The organism is Staphylococcus sp. HMSC071G07 (assembly GCF_001811435.1).
GTDB classification, from domain to species: Bacteria; Bacillota; Bacilli; order Staphylococcales; family Staphylococcaceae; genus Staphylococcus; species Staphylococcus pettenkoferi.
Genome location: NZ_KV804750.1, coordinates 65,782 through 82,385, shown reverse-complemented (window position 1 = coordinate 82,385; position 16,604 = coordinate 65,782). Strand labels below are relative to the sequence as shown.

The following is a 16,604-nucleotide window of genomic DNA, read 5'->3' as shown; positions in this document are numbered from 1 at the left end:
AATTACACTTCCTCTTAAATCGTCATACTAATAAGTTCAACTTTGGTCACATTATCGATTTCTTTCAATAAATCGACAACATCATCGAGTTCAAGGTCTGTATCCGTCGCATCGAGCGAAAGCGTAATCGTCGCTCGATTTTTCATCGGGATACTTTGATGGATAGTCAGTACCGAAAGATGCCAAGTGGATAATTTGTTTAACACATTTGCTAACATACCTACGACATCATTCACATATAGGATAAGTGTGAATTCTTTCGTCGTCTGCATCTTTTCTTCTACTGGGAAAATCGTGTCACGATATTTATAGAATGCACTTCTGGATAAATCAAATTGTTTCACTGCTTCAAAAATCGACATATCCGGATCCTGTTTAAGTGCTTCTTTAATTTTTAAAGTTTTCACTACAGATTCTGGCAGCACATCTTCTCGAATGAGAAAGAACTTTTTATAATCCTTGTTGTTCATTTACGCCACCTCTATTCGACAAATTCAAATTCTCCACCTAGAATTCTAACGATATCACCGTTTTCACAACCACGTTCACGTAAAGCTTCGTCAATACCCATAGAACGCATTTGTCTAGCAAAGCGTCGTACTGCAGGGTCACTGTTAAAGTCAGTCATCTTGAATGTACGTTCAATGGCTTTACCTTGAACCACATAAGCACCGTCGTCATCACGTGTAATCGTAAAGTGATCTTGACTCGGGGTATGTTTGTAAAGCACACGATTCACGCCGAGATCTTCTTCGGTCTTGTAGAAGTCAATATCTTTCACTTCTTCAAGTTTATCTGCAATCGCAAACAAGAGTTGCTCAACATTGTGATGTGTAACTGTAGATAATGGAATGATTTGCACATCTTCGTGACCATCTTCCTTAAGTTGCTCTTTAAAGAGCTCTAATTGGTCTTCAGCTTCTGGTAAATCCATCTTGTTCGCAACAACGATTTGTGGACGATCCTCTAAGCGCTGCTCATAAGCCTTCAATTCTTTTTTGATGATTTGGTAATCTTCGTAAGGGTCACGTGCTTCTGATCCACTCATATCAATCATATGAACAATTACTTTCGTACGTTCAACGTGTCTCAAGAATTGATGACCTAAACCGACGCCATCGGATGCGCCTTCGATAAGTCCTGGCAAGTCTGCCATAACGAAGCTACGTTGATCAGGTGTGGATACTACACCTAAATTAGGTTTAATTGTTGTGAAGTGATAATTACCTACTTTCGGCTTAGCTTTCGAAACGATGGATAGTAATGTAGATTTACCTACACTTGGGAATCCAACGAGACCTACATCAGCTAACAGTTTAAGCTCGAGTGTAACTTCAATTTCTTCACCTGGTTCCCCATTTTCACTAAAGTCTGGTGCTGGGTTGCGTGGCGATGCGAAACGTGAGTTACCTCGGCCACCTCGACCGCCTTTAGCAATAACCGCTCTTTGTTTATGCTCCACTAGATCTGCTAATACTTCTCCATCTTCAACATCTTTGACGATTGTGCCTGGAGGTACGTGTAGCACGAGATCTTCAGCATTTTTACCATGCATGTTACTACTTTGGCCATTATCGCCCTTTTTAGCTTTAAAATGACGTTGGTATCTGAAATCCATTAACGTGCGCAGACCTTCGTCTACTTCAAGTACCACTGATGCCCCATTACCGCCGTCACCGCCAGCAGGTCCGCCGAAAGGTACATATTTCTCACGACGATAGGCAGTGATACCATTACCACCGTCTCCTGCTTTGAGTAGAATCTTTACTTGATCGACAAACATCGTCTCACCTCTTTTTCTTAAAATGTATCCTAACAATTATATCATTAACTTAGCACTTAGAAAATAAAACAAAAAATTAACACCAGTGGTCGAAACCTACTGGTGTTAACATAGACAAGTATTATTCAGCTGCTGCGTAAACAGAAACTTGTTTCTTGTCACGGCCTTTGCGTTCGAATTTAACAACGCCATCAATTTTAGCAAATAAAGTATCGTCTCCACCACGACCAACGTTTTGGCCTGCATGGATTTTAGTACCACGTTGGCGGAAGATGATTGAACCTGCAGTTGCAAATTGACCGTCAGCACGTTTAGCACCTAGGCGTTTAGATTCTGAGTCACGACCGTTTTTTGTTGAACTTACCCCTTTTTTAGAGGCGAAGAATTGTAAATTTAACTTTAGCATAGGGTTTACACCTCACTTATAATTTAATCTTATATTATCATGATATTCTTCTTCAATCGTTTGTAATGAAACGAGCATCGCTTGTAATATCAATTGAGCTTGTTCATTATTCGTATCAACACTTCGAACGTGGAAGTGCCCTCCATCATCATCGTAATCAATGTCAGGTTGTTCAGCTGTTAAGCCCATGATGGCATTCACACTGCCGAACACGACTGCAGAAGCACCGGCACACACGATATCATGACCGTATTCGCCGTAGTCTGCGTGACCATCCATGACTACATCCGTCACTTGACCTTCGTCATTCAAAGAAATATCAACAGTAATCATAATTAAGCGTTGATTTTGTCGATAGTTAATTTAGTGTACGGTTGACGATGACCTTTTTTACGTTTAGAGTCTTTACGACGTTTGTAAGTGAATACAGTGATCTTACGGCCACGGCCTTGTTTGTTAACTGTAGCTGTAACTGAAGCACCATCTACTGTTGGCGCACCAACTTTAACTGAGTCTCCACCTACAAATAAGACTTTATCAAATGTGAATGAGTCACCTTCGTTAGCATCTAATTTCTCAACGAAGATTTCTTGACCTTCTTCTACTTTGATTTGTTTTCCACCTGTTTCGATAATAGCAAACATACTTTGCACCTCCTATAATCTAAGTCACGCCAATTTCAGGTGACAGTCATGTACTTAAACCTGAAATCGAGCGGTTGTATGTAGCTATAAACTACTCAACTTCTGCATTTTAGCATTACCCATGTAGATTGTCAATCTTACGTTGAATTTTTTTGAAAAACTTGTGTAAGATCGGAAATAAAATAATCAGCAATATCAAGTTGAGAATTAGGGTTGGTATGATACGGAAAAAGATAAACGAGACAATGTTAAAGTCGATAAGACCGAGCACACCGTAAATAATTGCTGAAAATATTTCAAAACCTAACGTACTGAGTAACACTAAAATAAACAGCATAGACTTGTCACGATAGAATACTTTGAACAGCTGATCAAATAATACGACAAGCAGTAAGTATCCAAATAGGTAGATACCATAAATCGTACCAATCGTCACATCTGTAATAATACCTATAATGATAGATAATATCAAAGCTACGTTGAGACCGCGATAAATACAAATCATCACTAAATACATGAGCGTGAGATGTGGGACGAAAATAATACTTGTGTGACCGATATGCATAGGGATAACTAAACTAATAGCGACATCAATATAGAACAGTAAGAGACCGATTAAGAAGTAATATAGCGCGCGCATTACTTATCCCCACTTTCGCTATCTGCTGAGCTCGCTTCACGTTTAGCTACGTAAACATGATTAAGATCACTAAGCTCTGAACCTGTCTTCACACGAACTTGTTTCGCTAAGCCGTAGCCATCGTTCTCCACTTTCGTTACCTCACCTATGTATAACTTACTAGGCAACTGATCTGCGAGTCCACTTGTAACGACCTTATCTCCTTTTTTGACTGAATCTTTATTATTTATATCACTAATCACGAGTTCTCCAGTCTTATCATCATAATGATCGATTAATCCAAAGACGTTAGTGTCTTTATGTTGAATATTTACCGATAAACGATTATTTCGTGTATTTGTAGAGATGAGATCGACTTGTGAAGAGAATTGGTTCACTTTCGTAATACGACCCACAAGACCCTCTGAAGTCATGACAGCCATATTATTTTTGACGCCATCCTTTGCCCCTTTATTAATGACGATCGTATTCATCCATTGATCTGGATTGCGTCCGATGACAGTGCTTGAAATAGGATCATATTTAGAAATATCTTCGACATCTAACTCTTTTTTATATTTTTTATTTTCAGCTTCTAGACTTTCGTTTTTTGCCTCGAGCTGTTTAATTTTATTCTTAGTTGCTTTAGACTCGTCTCCAGAGAAGACCTTTCCGATTGAGCCTGCCACAAATTGAACAGGATAGCTGACTATACGTTGCCCTGCTGACGAAGAGTCCCCTATGTATTGTTCAACAGAAGATTGCGACTGCGAACGTATAGACAAGCCGATAAGGGCGATAAATACGATGATAGAGCATAATATCACCACTAGCTTGTTATTCTTGAAAAACTTTGACAACCTAAACACCTCTAATATAACCCGAAATTTAATGTTCTTTATTTATTCTATCTAAATGGTGTTCCTAAATAAAGTACAAAGTCTAAAGATTAGGTGAAGTTTAAGAAGAGTGATTGACGATTCCAATTAATAAATACAAAAAAAGGGTTTAAGTTGAAGTTACTTCATCATCAACCTAAACCCTTGCAATCATATTCGAAGACGTTATTATGCTATTTTAGTCATCTTTATTTTGATTGTCTGAATCCGTTTCTTCTTTCTCGTTATCTTTTTCGTCTTCTTTATATAAAGTCTCGTCTTTTCTCCAACGTGCGAATAAATTTTGCGCTTTTGCTTGTTCATCTGCTTTTTTCGCTTTAGATTGTTCACTCATTCTTAGACACCAACCTTTATTAGCTTAATACAATATAAGGCTAACGCATTTAATTGCGTATTTCAAATACTCTATTCAAAGCTTGAAGCAGGTTTGAGCTCGATGTCTTGACCGAGCTGCTTTAAATCTTGTTTCATTTCAATTTCAGTAGCATAGACGCGCATCTCATCTGAACCAAATTTATACATAATGAACTGCTCGTCTCGCTGGCCGATGAGAAACTCGTCATTATATCCCATCTTAGAAAAGCCAGTGACAGACATAAACTCTTTCTTATCTATCCAATCGAAGACATTTTTAGTTTGACTTAATGGGACATTATTTAAAATATCATTCTTTTCTAGGCTATAACGTTCACCGTGTTGAAGTTCTGGCGGATTATCACTCTGAATCATCGAGGGCGTATGATGATTGACAGGGTTCCAATCCTTGTCTTTTAAGAAGGGTGCGTATTTTAAAGCGACAAGAACAATTGCTATAATAAGCACAATTGCTATGATGTTTTTAATAATTGAAAAGATAAAACGCATGCGACACCCTCCTATATGATTACACTCATTATACCTAAAACGATATGAAAGTAAATCCGTCTTAAGCACGACATAAACAACTGCTCAAGACCGATGCACAACAAGTCTTCAACTATTATAATATATTATAAAGGAGTGAACTACATGAATGTACTTGCGATTATATTAATTGTTTTCCTCGCAATCATCTTATTTAAAATCGGCATACGTTTATTACGATTCATTATATCGCTGGGTATTCTTGCATTGTGTATATATCTTATTTATCAAGGTATCTTGTGGATCTCCGAGAATTACCATCAATTTCTTAATTAGATATACGTATCGCAGTTCGATAATTATATATTCAATTTCCAACAGTCTGTTTAGGCATTAGTTATAGTGTCTTAGATAGGCTGTTTATTTTGGTTATTAATATCCTTATAATTCAATCATCATTTACTCTGCACTACCCTTCCAAATAACCTTCTTCAACCAAACTTGTAAACTGATTATCGCCTATGATGACATGGTCAAGGAGTTCGATGCCTAACAGCGCTCCACAATGAATAAGTCGTTTCGTGGTTTCGGTATCTTCAGTTGAAGGTCTTGCGTCGCCCGAAGGATGATTATGCAATACAACAATAGAGTTACAAGCGATTTTTACTGCCTCATTAAACACTTCTCTAGGATGTACAACTGAAGAAGTAAGCGTACCGCGAAAGATTTCTTTTTGCTTAATCACAACATTTTTAGCATTCAAGTACAGAACGACAAATTGTTCTTGAGAAAGATGCTGCATCCGCCCCATCGCAAATCTAGCCACGTCTTCCGGACTCTTAATCTGAAATTTCTCAGAAGTATCTGCCGAATGCATACGTTCACCGAGCTCAAAGGCAGCTTTTAGTATGATTGCTTTATACATACCTATTCCTTTAATTTCCATGAGTTCATTAATCGATAACTGTTTTAATGCCTTTAAAGATTTCGTCTGTTTCAACAGTTCTCCAGCGATTTCAACACTTGAGTAACCCTTTCTACCTGTATTTAAAAGTATCGCCAGTAATTCAGTATGTGATAGTTTGTCTGCCCCGTAATGTAATAAACGTTCACGAGGTTTTTCAGTGGGTGCGAGTTCTTTTATTTTCATAATAATTCTCCTCCAAATAAATAAGAATAAGTAGCCATTACAAAGCAGAAGGCACTAAAGATAAAAGGAACAAGTGGAATCATCAGACGTCGACGGTAGTAGCCACAAATGATGACGATAATCGCAAATAGTCCTGCAAAAACAAAAGTAAATAATAAAATGTAAGTAAATAAATGAAAAGGTAAAAATAAAGCGAGAAAATTGATTAACAGTATATCGCCATAACCGATACCGAAACGAAAGATAAAAAATAAAATGTGAGAAATAAGTAGTACTATTAAAAATTGAAGCCAATCACAATGAAATAATACGACACACATCAACAAAAAAACAAAAAGCAAGTTGAGTGAAATTGTTAAACTTACAAGGTCACTAATAGCGGAAGTGAGTAACAACAAAAAAAGCGCGATAAATAGCGAGTGTGAAATCGGGAGTTCCCGAGCAAGTAAGAAAGCACCAGCTAAAGCTGAGCATTCTCCGATAAGATAATAGACAGATAATCGTTCCCGGCAGCATGAGGTTCTCCCTCTCTGTACACAAAAACTAAGTATGGGAACTAAATTAAAGAATTTTAAAGGTTGATGACAGTGGTCACAAGTAGAACGTTGAAGTAGATATTTGAACGATAGTTGTTCTTCAGTAGAAAGTTGATACAAGAAACTGAACAATATAGGTAACATTATAAATACTGAAATCATGCGAACCTCCTCAGAACGATTATAGCACGATTTAATATTAAATAACAAATTTATATTTTTGATAAATTACACAGTAAACTGCAATAAATTATAGAAAATACACCTAATTGTTCATGAAACATAAAAAAGTAGTGCCATTTTCATCCAATAAAACGAAAACAGCACTACTAAAATTTTTTCGCCCAACCTCAGCTGATGATTAAGCGGCTTTAACTATTAATCTTCAAAGTCGATCTTAGACTTCACTTCACTGATAAAATATAAGCTTCCTGTAATGAGCAAGGCCTGTCCTTGGTAATTTTTAATAAAATTAACGTAATCCTCAACGATTTGCTTGTTCTCACCTGGAACCGCTTCTATAATCTCTTCGCTCGGCAATGCTTTAGGAAAATCAAAATCAGTCACATAAAACTGACGTGCAATCCCTTTTAACCGACTGACCATGTCGTCGATAGGTTTGCCTTTAATTGCTGAGAAGAGTACATCAATATCTTCAATATGATAATAATGTTGTAGCGTATCAATCAACGCATCAACACTTTCGCGATTATGCGCCCCATCGATAATAATCAATGGTTCATCCTGAACACGTTCAATACGACCTGTCCATTGCACATGTTCAATACCGTCAATCATTTTATTAAAATCAAGATTAACGTATCCCGCTTCGTTCAACTCAATCAAAGCGGTAATGGCAAGCGACGCATTCTCTTTCTGATGCTCCCCGACCATATTTAACGCCAATGTTTCTAGTTCATAATCTTTATAGCGATAAGTGAATTCGTCGTCTTCAGACACAATTGTGATATCACGATCGAACTCGATACCTTTCGCCTCAAGCTGTTCAACTTGATCACGCATAATTTTTAAAGCTGCTTCGTTCTTCACGGCGTAAATCACGGGCGTGTGAGGTTTGACGATCGCACTTTTATCCTTAGCGATGTCCGTGTAACTATCGCCGAGAATTTCAGTGTGATCGAGCCCCACACTCGTTAGAATCGTCAAGATTGGGTCAAAGACATTCGTTGAATCATTCTTCACACCGAGTCCTGCTTCAATCACGACGAAATCAACAGGATGTAGTTCTCCGAAATAGAGATACATCATTGTGGTAATAATTTCAAATTCAGTCGCCGTTCCGAGTTCTGTCTCTTGTTCTAGCTCTTCACTTACAGGTTTCACTTTCTGAACCAAGTCAACAATGGCGTCATCAGAAATGGGTTGCCCGTCGATACTAATACGTTCATTAAAGGTTTCAATAAATGGAGAGGTAAAGGTCCCCACCGTGTAGCCGTTGTCATTAAGAGCTGCTCTTAAGTAAGCAACCGTTGAACCTTTACCGTTCGTCCCACCTACATGGATGCCACGAATATGACGTTCAGGATGCCCTAAACGCTCTAACATCCACTCCATACGTTTCACACCTGGCTTGATGCCAAATTTCGTTCTCTCATGTATCCAATATAAGCTATCTAGGTAATTCATGATAAGGACTCCTACGATTTTAATTGTTTGATTCTAAGTTTCACACCATCATATTTATCTTGATAGTTCTCTTTCTTCTGACGCTCTTCGTTAATAATCTTCTCTGGTGCTTTATTGACAAAGTTCTCGTTTGCCAACTTGCCATTGACGCGATCTAATTCTTTCTGCCACTTGTCTAATTCTTTCTCAAGACGTGCGATCTCTTTATCCATATCAATTAATCCCTCAAGTGGAAGAACGACATCCCCTGCCGTAGTTACGGACGTCATTGCTTTTTCAGGAATATCGATATCTGTCTCAATTACTAACTCACTTGGGTGACAGAAACGGTCAATGTAGTTTGCATTCGCTTCAAGCGTAGCCTTGATATTGTCATCTTTCGCTTGAATATAGATTGGAATGGCTTTAGAAATCGGCGTATTCACCTCTTGACGAGATTGACGTACAGATTTGATGATTTCTACAAGTTGTTCCATCGTTTCCTTACTTTCTGTAAAAGTCAACTCATCTTTAACTTCTGGCCAACTTGCAGTCACAATTGTTTCGCCAACATGTGGGAGGTTCTGCCAAATTTGTTCAGTAACAAAAGGCATGAATGGATGTAGCATGCGCATTGTATTATCTAACACATAAGTTAATACTGAACGTGTCACTTGTTTTTGCTCTTCGTCATCACTGTTCATAGGGATTTTACTCATTTCAATATACCAGTCACAGAACTCATCCCAAATAAAGTTGTAAAGCGCACGACCCACTTCACCAAATTCATATCTATCGCTTAAATGAGTGACAGTTTGAATCGTTTCGTTTAAGCGAGTAAGAATCCATTGATCTGCAAGAGATAAGTTGCCTGATAAGTCAACATCTTCTACTTTAAAGTCGTCACCAATATTCATAATACTGAAGCGTGCTGCATTCCAAATCTTGTTAATAAAGTTCCAAACTGATTCGACTTTATCAGTGGAATAACGTAAATCTTGACCTGGTGAAGATCCTGTAGCTAGGAAGTATCTTAAGCTATCTGCCCCATATTCATCGATTACATCCATAGGATCCACACCGTTACCAAGAGATTTACTCATCTTACGTCCATCTTCTGCTCGTACAAGCCCGTGAAGTAATACATCGTTGAATGGGCGTTGATCTGTAAACTCAAGACCTTGGAAGATCATACGCGCAACCCAGAAGAAGATGATATCGTAACCTGTCACTAAGGCATTTGTTGGATAATAGCGTTGGAAATCTTCATCGCTAACATCTGGCCAGCCTAGTGTTGAGAATGGCCACAATGCACTAGAGAACCATGTGTCGAGCACATCTTCGTCTTGTGTCCAGTTCTCAGCATCTTCAGGTGCATCCATACCGACATAAAGTTCGCCCGTTTCGTTATGATACCAAGCTGGAATTTGGTGGCCCCACCATAGTTGTCTAGAAATCGTCCAATCACGAATTTCTTCCATCCAACGATTGAATGTTTTTTCAAAACGTGGTGGAACAAAGTTTACGCGATTATCAGTATCTTGGTTATTTAAAGCTTGTTCAGCGAGCGGTTTCATCTTCACGAACCATTGTGTTGATAAGTAAGGTTCAACGACCGCCCCAGAACGTTCTGAATGACCCACTGAGTGTTCGTGATCTTTGATATCAATGACCAAGTCTTCAGCTTTAAGATCTTCAACGAGCTGTTTACGACATTCGAAACGATCTAAGCCTTCGTATTTACCTGCTTCTGCGTTCATTTTACCTGCTTCGTCCATCACGACAATGCGTTCAAGATCGTGACGATTACCGATTTCGAAGTCGTTAGGGTCATGAGCTGGCGTTACTTTCATCGCCCCACTACCGAACTCCATATCAACGTACTCATCAGCGAGAATAGGCAATTCACGATTAACGATAGGCAGTAGTACTGTCTTGCCAATCACGTCTTGGTAGCGCTCGTCATTTGGATTAACCACAATTGCTGTGTCCCCGAGCATAGTTTCTGGACGTGTCGTTGCAATTTCGATATAGCCATCACCATCTGCGTAAGGATATTTAAAGTGATAGAACTTACCTTGCACATCTTCGTGAATAACTTCGATATCAGATAAAGCGGTTTGGGCTTCAGGATCCCAGTTGATGATGTATTCTCCACGATAAATAATGCCTTTGTTGTACAAGTCAACGAAGACTTTACGCACAGCTTTACTGAGCCCTTCATCTAGAGTAAAACGCTCACGGCTATAATCTAAACCTAAGCCGAGTTTCGCCCACTGCTTACGAATAAATGTTGCATATTCTTCTTTCCAATCCCAGGCTTTTTCTAAAAATTTCTCGCGACCTAAATCATGACGAGAAATTCCTTCCTCACGTAATTTCGCTTCAACTTTAGATTGTGTCGCGATACCTGCATGATCCATACCTGGTAAATATAATGTGTCATAGCCTTGCATGCGTTTCATACGCGTAATAATGTCCTGTAACGTTGTATCCCATGCGTGACCTAAATGCAGTTTACCTGTAACATTTGGGGGCGGAATAACAATCGTATAGGTTTCTTTCTTATCATCTTCAGCCGCTTTGAAGTAGCCTTTATTCACCCACTCATCATAGCGGCCTTGTTCCACTTCACGTGGATTATATTTAGGTTTCATTTCCATAGCATTTCCTCCTTAACGTAAAAAAATCCGTTCTATTAACTTAATAATAGGACGGATCTTCCGTGGTACCACCTAACTTCGTAAGCGCACGACGTATCGTCGCAACAACTTACGCACTTGTTTGCATGATTAACGCTCAATTCACGCTTTAGCCTAGTGGCGACATTCGCTTTCAACTAAAGTTCAATCGGGCTACCTTCACTACACTCATATGTATACTTTCAGCTCATGTATACTCTCTGGAAATATGAAGTCGTAGTTACTCTTCCCACTTACATTATTATATTTACTTTAATTATAGTATAATGGAACGCACAATAAGTCAATGTACTGGAGGGAAATTTATGAACGCTTGTGCTTTCAATGCAACGGATCCGCTATATATTGACTATCATGATCATTATTGGGGACAACCCCATTATGACAGCCTTGAACTCTTTAAGTTGTTGGCTTTAGAGTCGCAACATGCTGGTTTGTCTTGGTTAACGATTTTAAAAAAGAAAGAAGCATACGAAGAAGCTTTCTATAACTTTGACCCTGAGAAAATAGCGGAAATGACTGATGAAGATGTAGATGAGTTAATGAACTTTCCAAATATTGTTCATAATCGAAAGAAATTAGAAGCGATTATCGGGCAAGCACGTGGTTATTTACAAATTGAACAAGATTATGATAGCTTTAGTGATTTTTTATGGTCGTATGTCGATCATCAACCGCTTAATATGAACTATCAATCAGCTTCAGAACGTCTTACTGTAGACGAACGTGCGACTCAACTTTCGAAAGATTTAAAGCGTTATGGGTTCAAATTTTTAGGTCCAGTGACGGTGTTTTCATTTTTAGAAGCGGCCGGCTTATATAATAGTCATTTAGTCGATTGTCCTTATAATCCGAAGAACCGATTAACTGAACCTGAAAGAGAATTGTAAAATTCAAGCATAGATTGAGCTATTAGCATGAGACGATTTCGGAAGTGATACAATCTCATAATTTAATAAAGGTGCACCCTATTAAAGTGAATTACTGTTAGGGTGCACCTTTATTTATTCTTTAATTTAAATTTCAAATTGAGTATATCATCTTCTGACGTAAATCAATTTCTCGTATTGCATCATTCCTTTTACCCTCTATCAGCTAACGTCGCGCCCGATATTTTAAATAATAATTAATCAACGGAGCGATAAGGAATAAGATAAAGAATACACGGAAGATATGATAGCTCGAGATCATCGCTACATCTGCCCCAGTTTCCATCGCAACGAGAATGATTTGACTCATACCACCTGGAGCTGCTCCAAGGAAGAGATCGTTAATTGAATGATGTGTCGCATAACCTATAATGCAAACCATCACGAATGCTACAAGGATAAGCATAATATTTTGGAAAGCAATTGCTACTGCAATACGTCCCTTCAGTTGATCAACAAGTTTCGCAATTTGAATACCGATGCGAATCATATACATCACTTGTGCTGCCGCAATGAGGTAATTATCCAAAGTGAACGTAATGCCTGTAATTAAGTTCCAAGCAATTAACACCACGATAGGCGCTAACATTTGTTTCGTTGGAAAGTTAATCTTAGCCATGATGAAATATACAATCGCAATAGCTGCAACGAGTATTAAGAAATTTGGAAGATTAATCGCTTGCGTAAGATCAGGTTGTACTGCGCCCTGACTAGATTTCTGTCCACTTGATGTGCTTGTGAAATAAGAGATAAACGGAACGAGTATAACTACGAAGATGATACGCGACGTCTGAGTTAAACTCACCACCATGATATTGGCATTCTTATCTTCTTCAGCCATGAGCAGCATTTGACTCAAAGCTCCAGGAATGACACTTAAAATAGCGGTTTCTGTATTCACTTTAGCTATTTTCTTAAAGAAGATAGAAACGATTAATGCGATGACGAGTAATAATACCGATATCAATACAACAGTAAGCCAATCATCTTTGATATCGCCGATAACACGTTGGGTGAAACTTGAGCCAATTTGTACACCGAGCAAGATTAAACCGAGCTGGCTAATCCAAAATGGCCATTTGACTTCCATCTTGAACAGCTTGACGCAGATCAGTGCTGCAATAATCGGGCCGAACATAAACGGAAGTAACATATGAACTGCTTTGAGTAGTAAACTGATTACAATAGCAAGCAGTAATACGATGAGATTATTTAACCAATTACGTTTCATACTTATCACTACTTCCCTTATTGTTGTTACCTTAAAAGTGACACAAAACACGCACTGTAGCAACAAAAATGCAATGAGACGTATACAATATAAATAAGCCTAACTTATCAAATTAGCGCGATCACACTAAGTATAAGTTATGATTTCGATTGTTAATAATAAAAAATAAGGAAACCGAATAATGATAGATTGAAGTGATAAGTAAAATAAATCATTTTACTTTCAAGCTATCAACGTCCGATTCCCTTAAATCAACTTATACTATTATTTTGTAATGCGACCTAATGCCGTATCAAAGGCTTGAATTGTTTGTTTAATATCTTCTTCTGTATGCGCCATAGATAAGAATGTACCTTCGAATTGAGATGGCGGTAAGAAGACACCTTCTTTGGCCATTTCACGATACATTTGTCCAAAGAGTTCTAAGTCACTCTTATTCGCTTGATCGAAATTAGTCACAGGTCCTTCATTTAAGAAGTAACCAATCATAGAACCTGCACGGTTAACAGTAATTGGCACATTGTGTTTTGCGAACACTTCTTTGAGACCTTCTTCAAGTAAATCACCTAAATGATTGAAGTGATCATATGACTCTGGAGTCAATTGACTGAGTGTTTCATAACCGCTCGTCATCGCAAGTGGGTTACCTGAAAGTGTACCTGCTTGATAAATATCTCCTACTGGTGCGATGTGATCCATGATTTCTTTTTTACCACCAAAGGCACCTACTGGAAGTCCACCACCAATAACTTTACCTAAGCAAGTTAAGTCAGGAGTGACATTAAAGTAACCTTGAGCACAGTTGTATCCTACACGGAAACCTGTCATGACCTCGTCAAAGATCAAGAGTGAACCATATTCTTTAGTAATATCACGTAGGCCTTGTAGGAAACCTTCTTGAGGAGGTACAACACCCATATTACCTGCCACCGGTTCAACGATGACCCCAGCGATGTCGTCTCCAAAGTTCTCGAATGCTGTTTGAATCGCATCTAGGTCATTATATGGAACCGTAATCGTATTCTTAGCAATACCTTCTGGTACACCTGGAGAGTCAGGTAGACCTAAAGTGGCAACGCCTGATCCTGCTTTGATTAAAAGTGAGTCACTGTGACCATGGTAACAACCTTCAAATTTAATAATCTTGTTACGTCCTGTGTAACCTCTAGCCAAACGTAACGTATCTAATGTCGCCTCTGTACCAGAAGACACCATACGTACTTTCTCAATAGATGGCACTCGGTCAATAACGAGTTGCGCGAGTTTATTCTCTTGCAGTGTTGAAGAACCGAAACTTGTACCTTTACCTACTGCTTCATGTAACTTCTCAATGACACGTGGGTTTTTATGACCTAGAATGAGTGGTCCCCAACTTAGCACATAATCAATATATTCATTTCCATCAATATCATAGATATGTGAACCTTCACCATGGTCCATGAAAATAGCGGGTGTATCTACTGAATTGAATGCGCGCACTGGGCTATTAACCCCTCCTGGCATAAGTGGCTTAGCTTCTTCCATTGCGCGCTCTGATTTAGCGTAACGAGACATCGTAATCCTCCTTTATTGTTGATCTAAATATTTACAAATATCTTTGGCAAAGTAAGTGACAATTAAGTCAGCACCTGCACGTTTCATAGAAATCATTTGTTCCATGACAACGGCTTCTTCATCAATCCAACCTTGAAGTGCAGCTGCTTTCGTCATGCTATATTCACCGCTCACATTGTAAGCGACAACTGGAACATTTGTATGATTACGCACATCGCGAATAATGTCTAAGAAACTTAATGCTGGTTTAACAATCATCATGTCTGCACCTTCACGCAAGTCACTTTCGAGTTCACGCATCGCTTCACGACGGTTCGCTGGATCCATTTGATATGTCTTGCGATCACCGAACTGTGGTGTTGATTCCGCTGCGTCACGGAATGGGCCGAAGAAACTAGATGCGTATTTAATACCGTAACTCATAATCGGTACATTTTCATAACCTGCATCGTCAAGACCTTGACGAATTTCAGTAACGAAGCCGTCCATCATATTACTTGGCGCAATGATATCCGCACCAGCTTCAACTTGTGAGATCGCTGTTTTAACCAAGTAAGTTAATGATTGATCATTGTCCACATCTTTCGTCTCGTGATTGATGACACCACAGTGACCATGATCTGTATATTCGCATAGGCAAGTATCTGCAACGATGAGTAAATCATCGTACATCGCCTTTGCCTTACGTGTTGCTTCTTGAATGATACCGTTATGATCGTATGCACCTGAGCCTGTCGCATCTTTCTCGTTAGGGACACCGAAGAACATGATGGCTCTGATACCTAAATCATAAGCTTCTTTCAATTCTTCTTCTAAAATGTTTAAACTTAATTGATAAATTCCTGGCATAGATGGAATTTCTTCTTTCACATTATCACGTTCAACAACGAAGATAGGATAGATTAAATCTTCTTTATTGATACGTGTTTCAGTTACCATATTACGCATTGTTTTAGAACTACGTAAACGTCTATGTCTATCGAATTTCATACTTTACATCCAACTTTCTTTAACTTTTTCAATTAATCCATCTAATGTTTGTTCGTCTGCTACTTTAGCCTCTACCCCATATTCATGGATTGTAGACAAAGTTTGTTGTCCTATTACATAGTAGTTTGAAAATGCTTTCGTCATTTCAGGCAGTGAACGATTGAAGAAACCATCCACAGCTGAAGAACTCGCAAACGTGATAGCGCCTACATTGTTTTGAGCTAATAGTTGATCAATATCCGTGATATGAGCAGACCACGTACCAGGTTTATAGAGATCAATTTTAGTAACTTCGAAATCTCTATCTCGCAAAGTATCGACGAGTAATGGTCGAGCAGCTTGACTTGAAGGTACAAGAATCTTTGTGTTCTCTTGCGCTTCAAAGTCAGCAAGAAAGCCCTCTTGTGAATAATCATTGGGACAGAAATCAACTGCTATACCTTGTGCTTCGCAGTACGCTTTCGTCTTCTTACCTATGACGGCAATATGACGATGTGCGGTCTGTTGTAGGTAGGGATAAAAGTATTTCACAGCATTTTTAGATGAAAAAAGAATCCAGTCATAGTTTAACTTTAACAAGTCTAAATTAAAAGAAAGTGGCTCAATCTTAATCAGCGGTTTATGAATAATAGATAAGCCATCCTGACTATAATTACTTGTCTGTGTCATTACTATAACTGAATTCATATTCG

At 38.5% G+C, this 16,604-nt stretch carries 18 protein-coding genes and 2 other annotated features; of the genes, 1 reads left to right on the top strand and 17 read right to left on the bottom strand.

Annotated elements, in window-relative coordinates:
- Nucleotides 1-14: 14 nt before the first annotated feature.
- From HMPREF2802_RS00395 to HMPREF2802_RS00340, 13 genes are all read right to left on the bottom strand, one after another.
- Nucleotides 15-470, bottom strand: coding sequence for an ACT domain-containing protein (locus tag HMPREF2802_RS00395; protein ID WP_002471528.1), 456 nt, complete (start codon nt 468-470; stop codon nt 15-17).
- A gap of 11 nt (nt 471-481) precedes the next feature.
- Nucleotides 482-1,783 (bottom strand): GTPase ObgE, encoded by a 1,302-nt coding sequence (gene obgE, locus HMPREF2802_RS00390; RefSeq protein ID WP_070502407.1) that lies wholly within the window; start codon nt 1,781-1,783, stop codon nt 482-484.
- Nucleotides 1,784-1,904: 121 nt separating this feature from the next.
- A complete protein-coding gene (gene rpmA, locus HMPREF2802_RS00385) occupies nt 1,905-2,189 on the bottom strand; it encodes a 50S ribosomal protein L27 (RefSeq protein ID WP_002471533.1) in 285 nt (94 codons plus the stop codon).
- A gap of 12 nt (nt 2,190-2,201) precedes the next feature.
- Entirely contained in the window at nt 2,202-2,522 is a 321-nt protein-coding gene (locus HMPREF2802_RS00380) for a ribosomal-processing cysteine protease Prp (protein ID WP_070502406.1), read from the bottom strand.
- 2 nt (nt 2,523-2,524) lie between these two features.
- Nucleotides 2,525-2,833: a 50S ribosomal protein L21 gene (gene rplU / locus HMPREF2802_RS00375; protein WP_002471542.1), complete on the bottom strand. Its 309-nt coding sequence runs from the start codon at nt 2,831-2,833 to the stop codon at nt 2,525-2,527.
- Nucleotides 2,834-2,845: 12 nt separating this feature from the next.
- Nucleotides 2,846-2,919, bottom strand: a sequence feature (ribosomal protein L21 leader region).
- 29 nt (nt 2,920-2,948) lie between these two features.
- Nucleotides 2,949-3,473, bottom strand: a complete 525-nt coding sequence (gene mreD / locus HMPREF2802_RS00370) for a rod shape-determining protein MreD (protein WP_070502405.1) — start codon at nt 3,471-3,473, stop codon at nt 2,949-2,951.
- Nucleotides 3,473-4,312: a rod shape-determining protein MreC gene (mreC, locus tag HMPREF2802_RS00365; protein WP_002471543.1), complete on the bottom strand. Its 840-nt coding sequence runs from the start codon at nt 4,310-4,312 to the stop codon at nt 3,473-3,475. Before mreC ends, mreD begins: the two co-directional genes overlap by 1 nt.
- A 217-nt stretch (nt 4,313-4,529) precedes the next feature.
- Nucleotides 4,530-4,685 (bottom strand): hypothetical protein, encoded by a 156-nt coding sequence (locus tag HMPREF2802_RS12075; protein WP_002471526.1) that lies wholly within the window; start codon nt 4,683-4,685, stop codon nt 4,530-4,532.
- 71 nt (nt 4,686-4,756) lie between these two features.
- Nucleotides 4,757-5,215 carry a DUF4930 family protein gene (locus HMPREF2802_RS00360; protein ID WP_070502404.1) on the bottom strand — a complete coding sequence of 153 codons (459 nt, stop codon included), beginning with the start codon at nt 5,213-5,215 and terminating at the stop codon, nt 4,757-4,759.
- 448 nt (nt 5,216-5,663) lie between these two features.
- Entirely contained in the window at nt 5,664-6,344 is a 681-nt protein-coding gene (gene radC / locus HMPREF2802_RS00355; RefSeq protein ID WP_070502403.1) for a RadC family protein, read from the bottom strand.
- Nucleotides 6,341-7,042, bottom strand: coding sequence for a prepilin peptidase (locus tag HMPREF2802_RS00350; RefSeq protein ID WP_070502402.1), 702 nt, complete (start codon nt 7,040-7,042; stop codon nt 6,341-6,343). The genes radC and HMPREF2802_RS00350 overlap by 4 nt, the downstream gene beginning before the upstream one ends.
- A gap of 216 nt (nt 7,043-7,258) precedes the next feature.
- Nucleotides 7,259-8,527, bottom strand: a complete 1,269-nt coding sequence (locus tag HMPREF2802_RS00345) for a bifunctional folylpolyglutamate synthase/dihydrofolate synthase (protein WP_049411427.1) — start codon at nt 8,525-8,527, stop codon at nt 7,259-7,261.
- A gap of 11 nt (nt 8,528-8,538) precedes the next feature.
- Entirely contained in the window at nt 8,539-11,169 is a 2,631-nt protein-coding gene (locus HMPREF2802_RS00340; protein ID WP_070502401.1) for a valine--tRNA ligase, read from the bottom strand.
- A gap of 44 nt (nt 11,170-11,213) precedes the next feature.
- Nucleotides 11,214-11,454: a binding site (T-box leader), on the bottom strand.
- Nucleotides 11,455-11,513: 59 nt separating this feature from the next.
- On the opposite strand from HMPREF2802_RS00340, the gene HMPREF2802_RS00335 reads away from it, so the two are divergent.
- The gene (locus tag HMPREF2802_RS00335) at nt 11,514-12,098 is read left to right on the top strand and encodes a DNA-3-methyladenine glycosylase I (protein WP_070502400.1); all 585 of its coding nucleotides are present in this window, start codon (nt 11,514-11,516) and stop codon (nt 12,096-12,098) included.
- Nucleotides 12,099-12,303: 205 nt separating this feature from the next.
- Here HMPREF2802_RS00335 and HMPREF2802_RS00330 read toward each other — a convergent pair whose 3' ends face one another.
- The 4 genes from HMPREF2802_RS00330 to HMPREF2802_RS00315 all read right to left on the bottom strand — a co-directional run bounded on the left by HMPREF2802_RS00330 (nt 12,304) and on the right by HMPREF2802_RS00315 (nt 16,599).
- On the bottom strand, nt 12,304-13,368 hold the full coding sequence (locus tag HMPREF2802_RS00330) for an AbrB family transcriptional regulator (protein ID WP_070502399.1): 1,065 nt from the start codon (nt 13,366-13,368) through the stop codon (nt 12,304-12,306).
- Between the two features lie 264 nt (nt 13,369-13,632).
- Entirely contained in the window at nt 13,633-14,922 is a 1,290-nt protein-coding gene (gene hemL / locus HMPREF2802_RS00325) for a glutamate-1-semialdehyde 2,1-aminomutase (RefSeq protein WP_070502398.1), read from the bottom strand.
- 12 nt (nt 14,923-14,934) lie between these two features.
- Nucleotides 14,935-15,912 carry a porphobilinogen synthase gene (gene hemB / locus HMPREF2802_RS00320; RefSeq protein WP_049411414.1) on the bottom strand — a complete coding sequence of 326 codons (978 nt, stop codon included), beginning with the start codon at nt 15,910-15,912 and terminating at the stop codon, nt 14,935-14,937.
- 3 nt (nt 15,913-15,915) lie between these two features.
- Nucleotides 15,916-16,599, bottom strand: coding sequence for a uroporphyrinogen-III synthase (locus HMPREF2802_RS00315; RefSeq protein WP_070502397.1), 684 nt, complete (start codon nt 16,597-16,599; stop codon nt 15,916-15,918).
- Nucleotides 16,600-16,604: the final 5 nt, after the last annotated feature.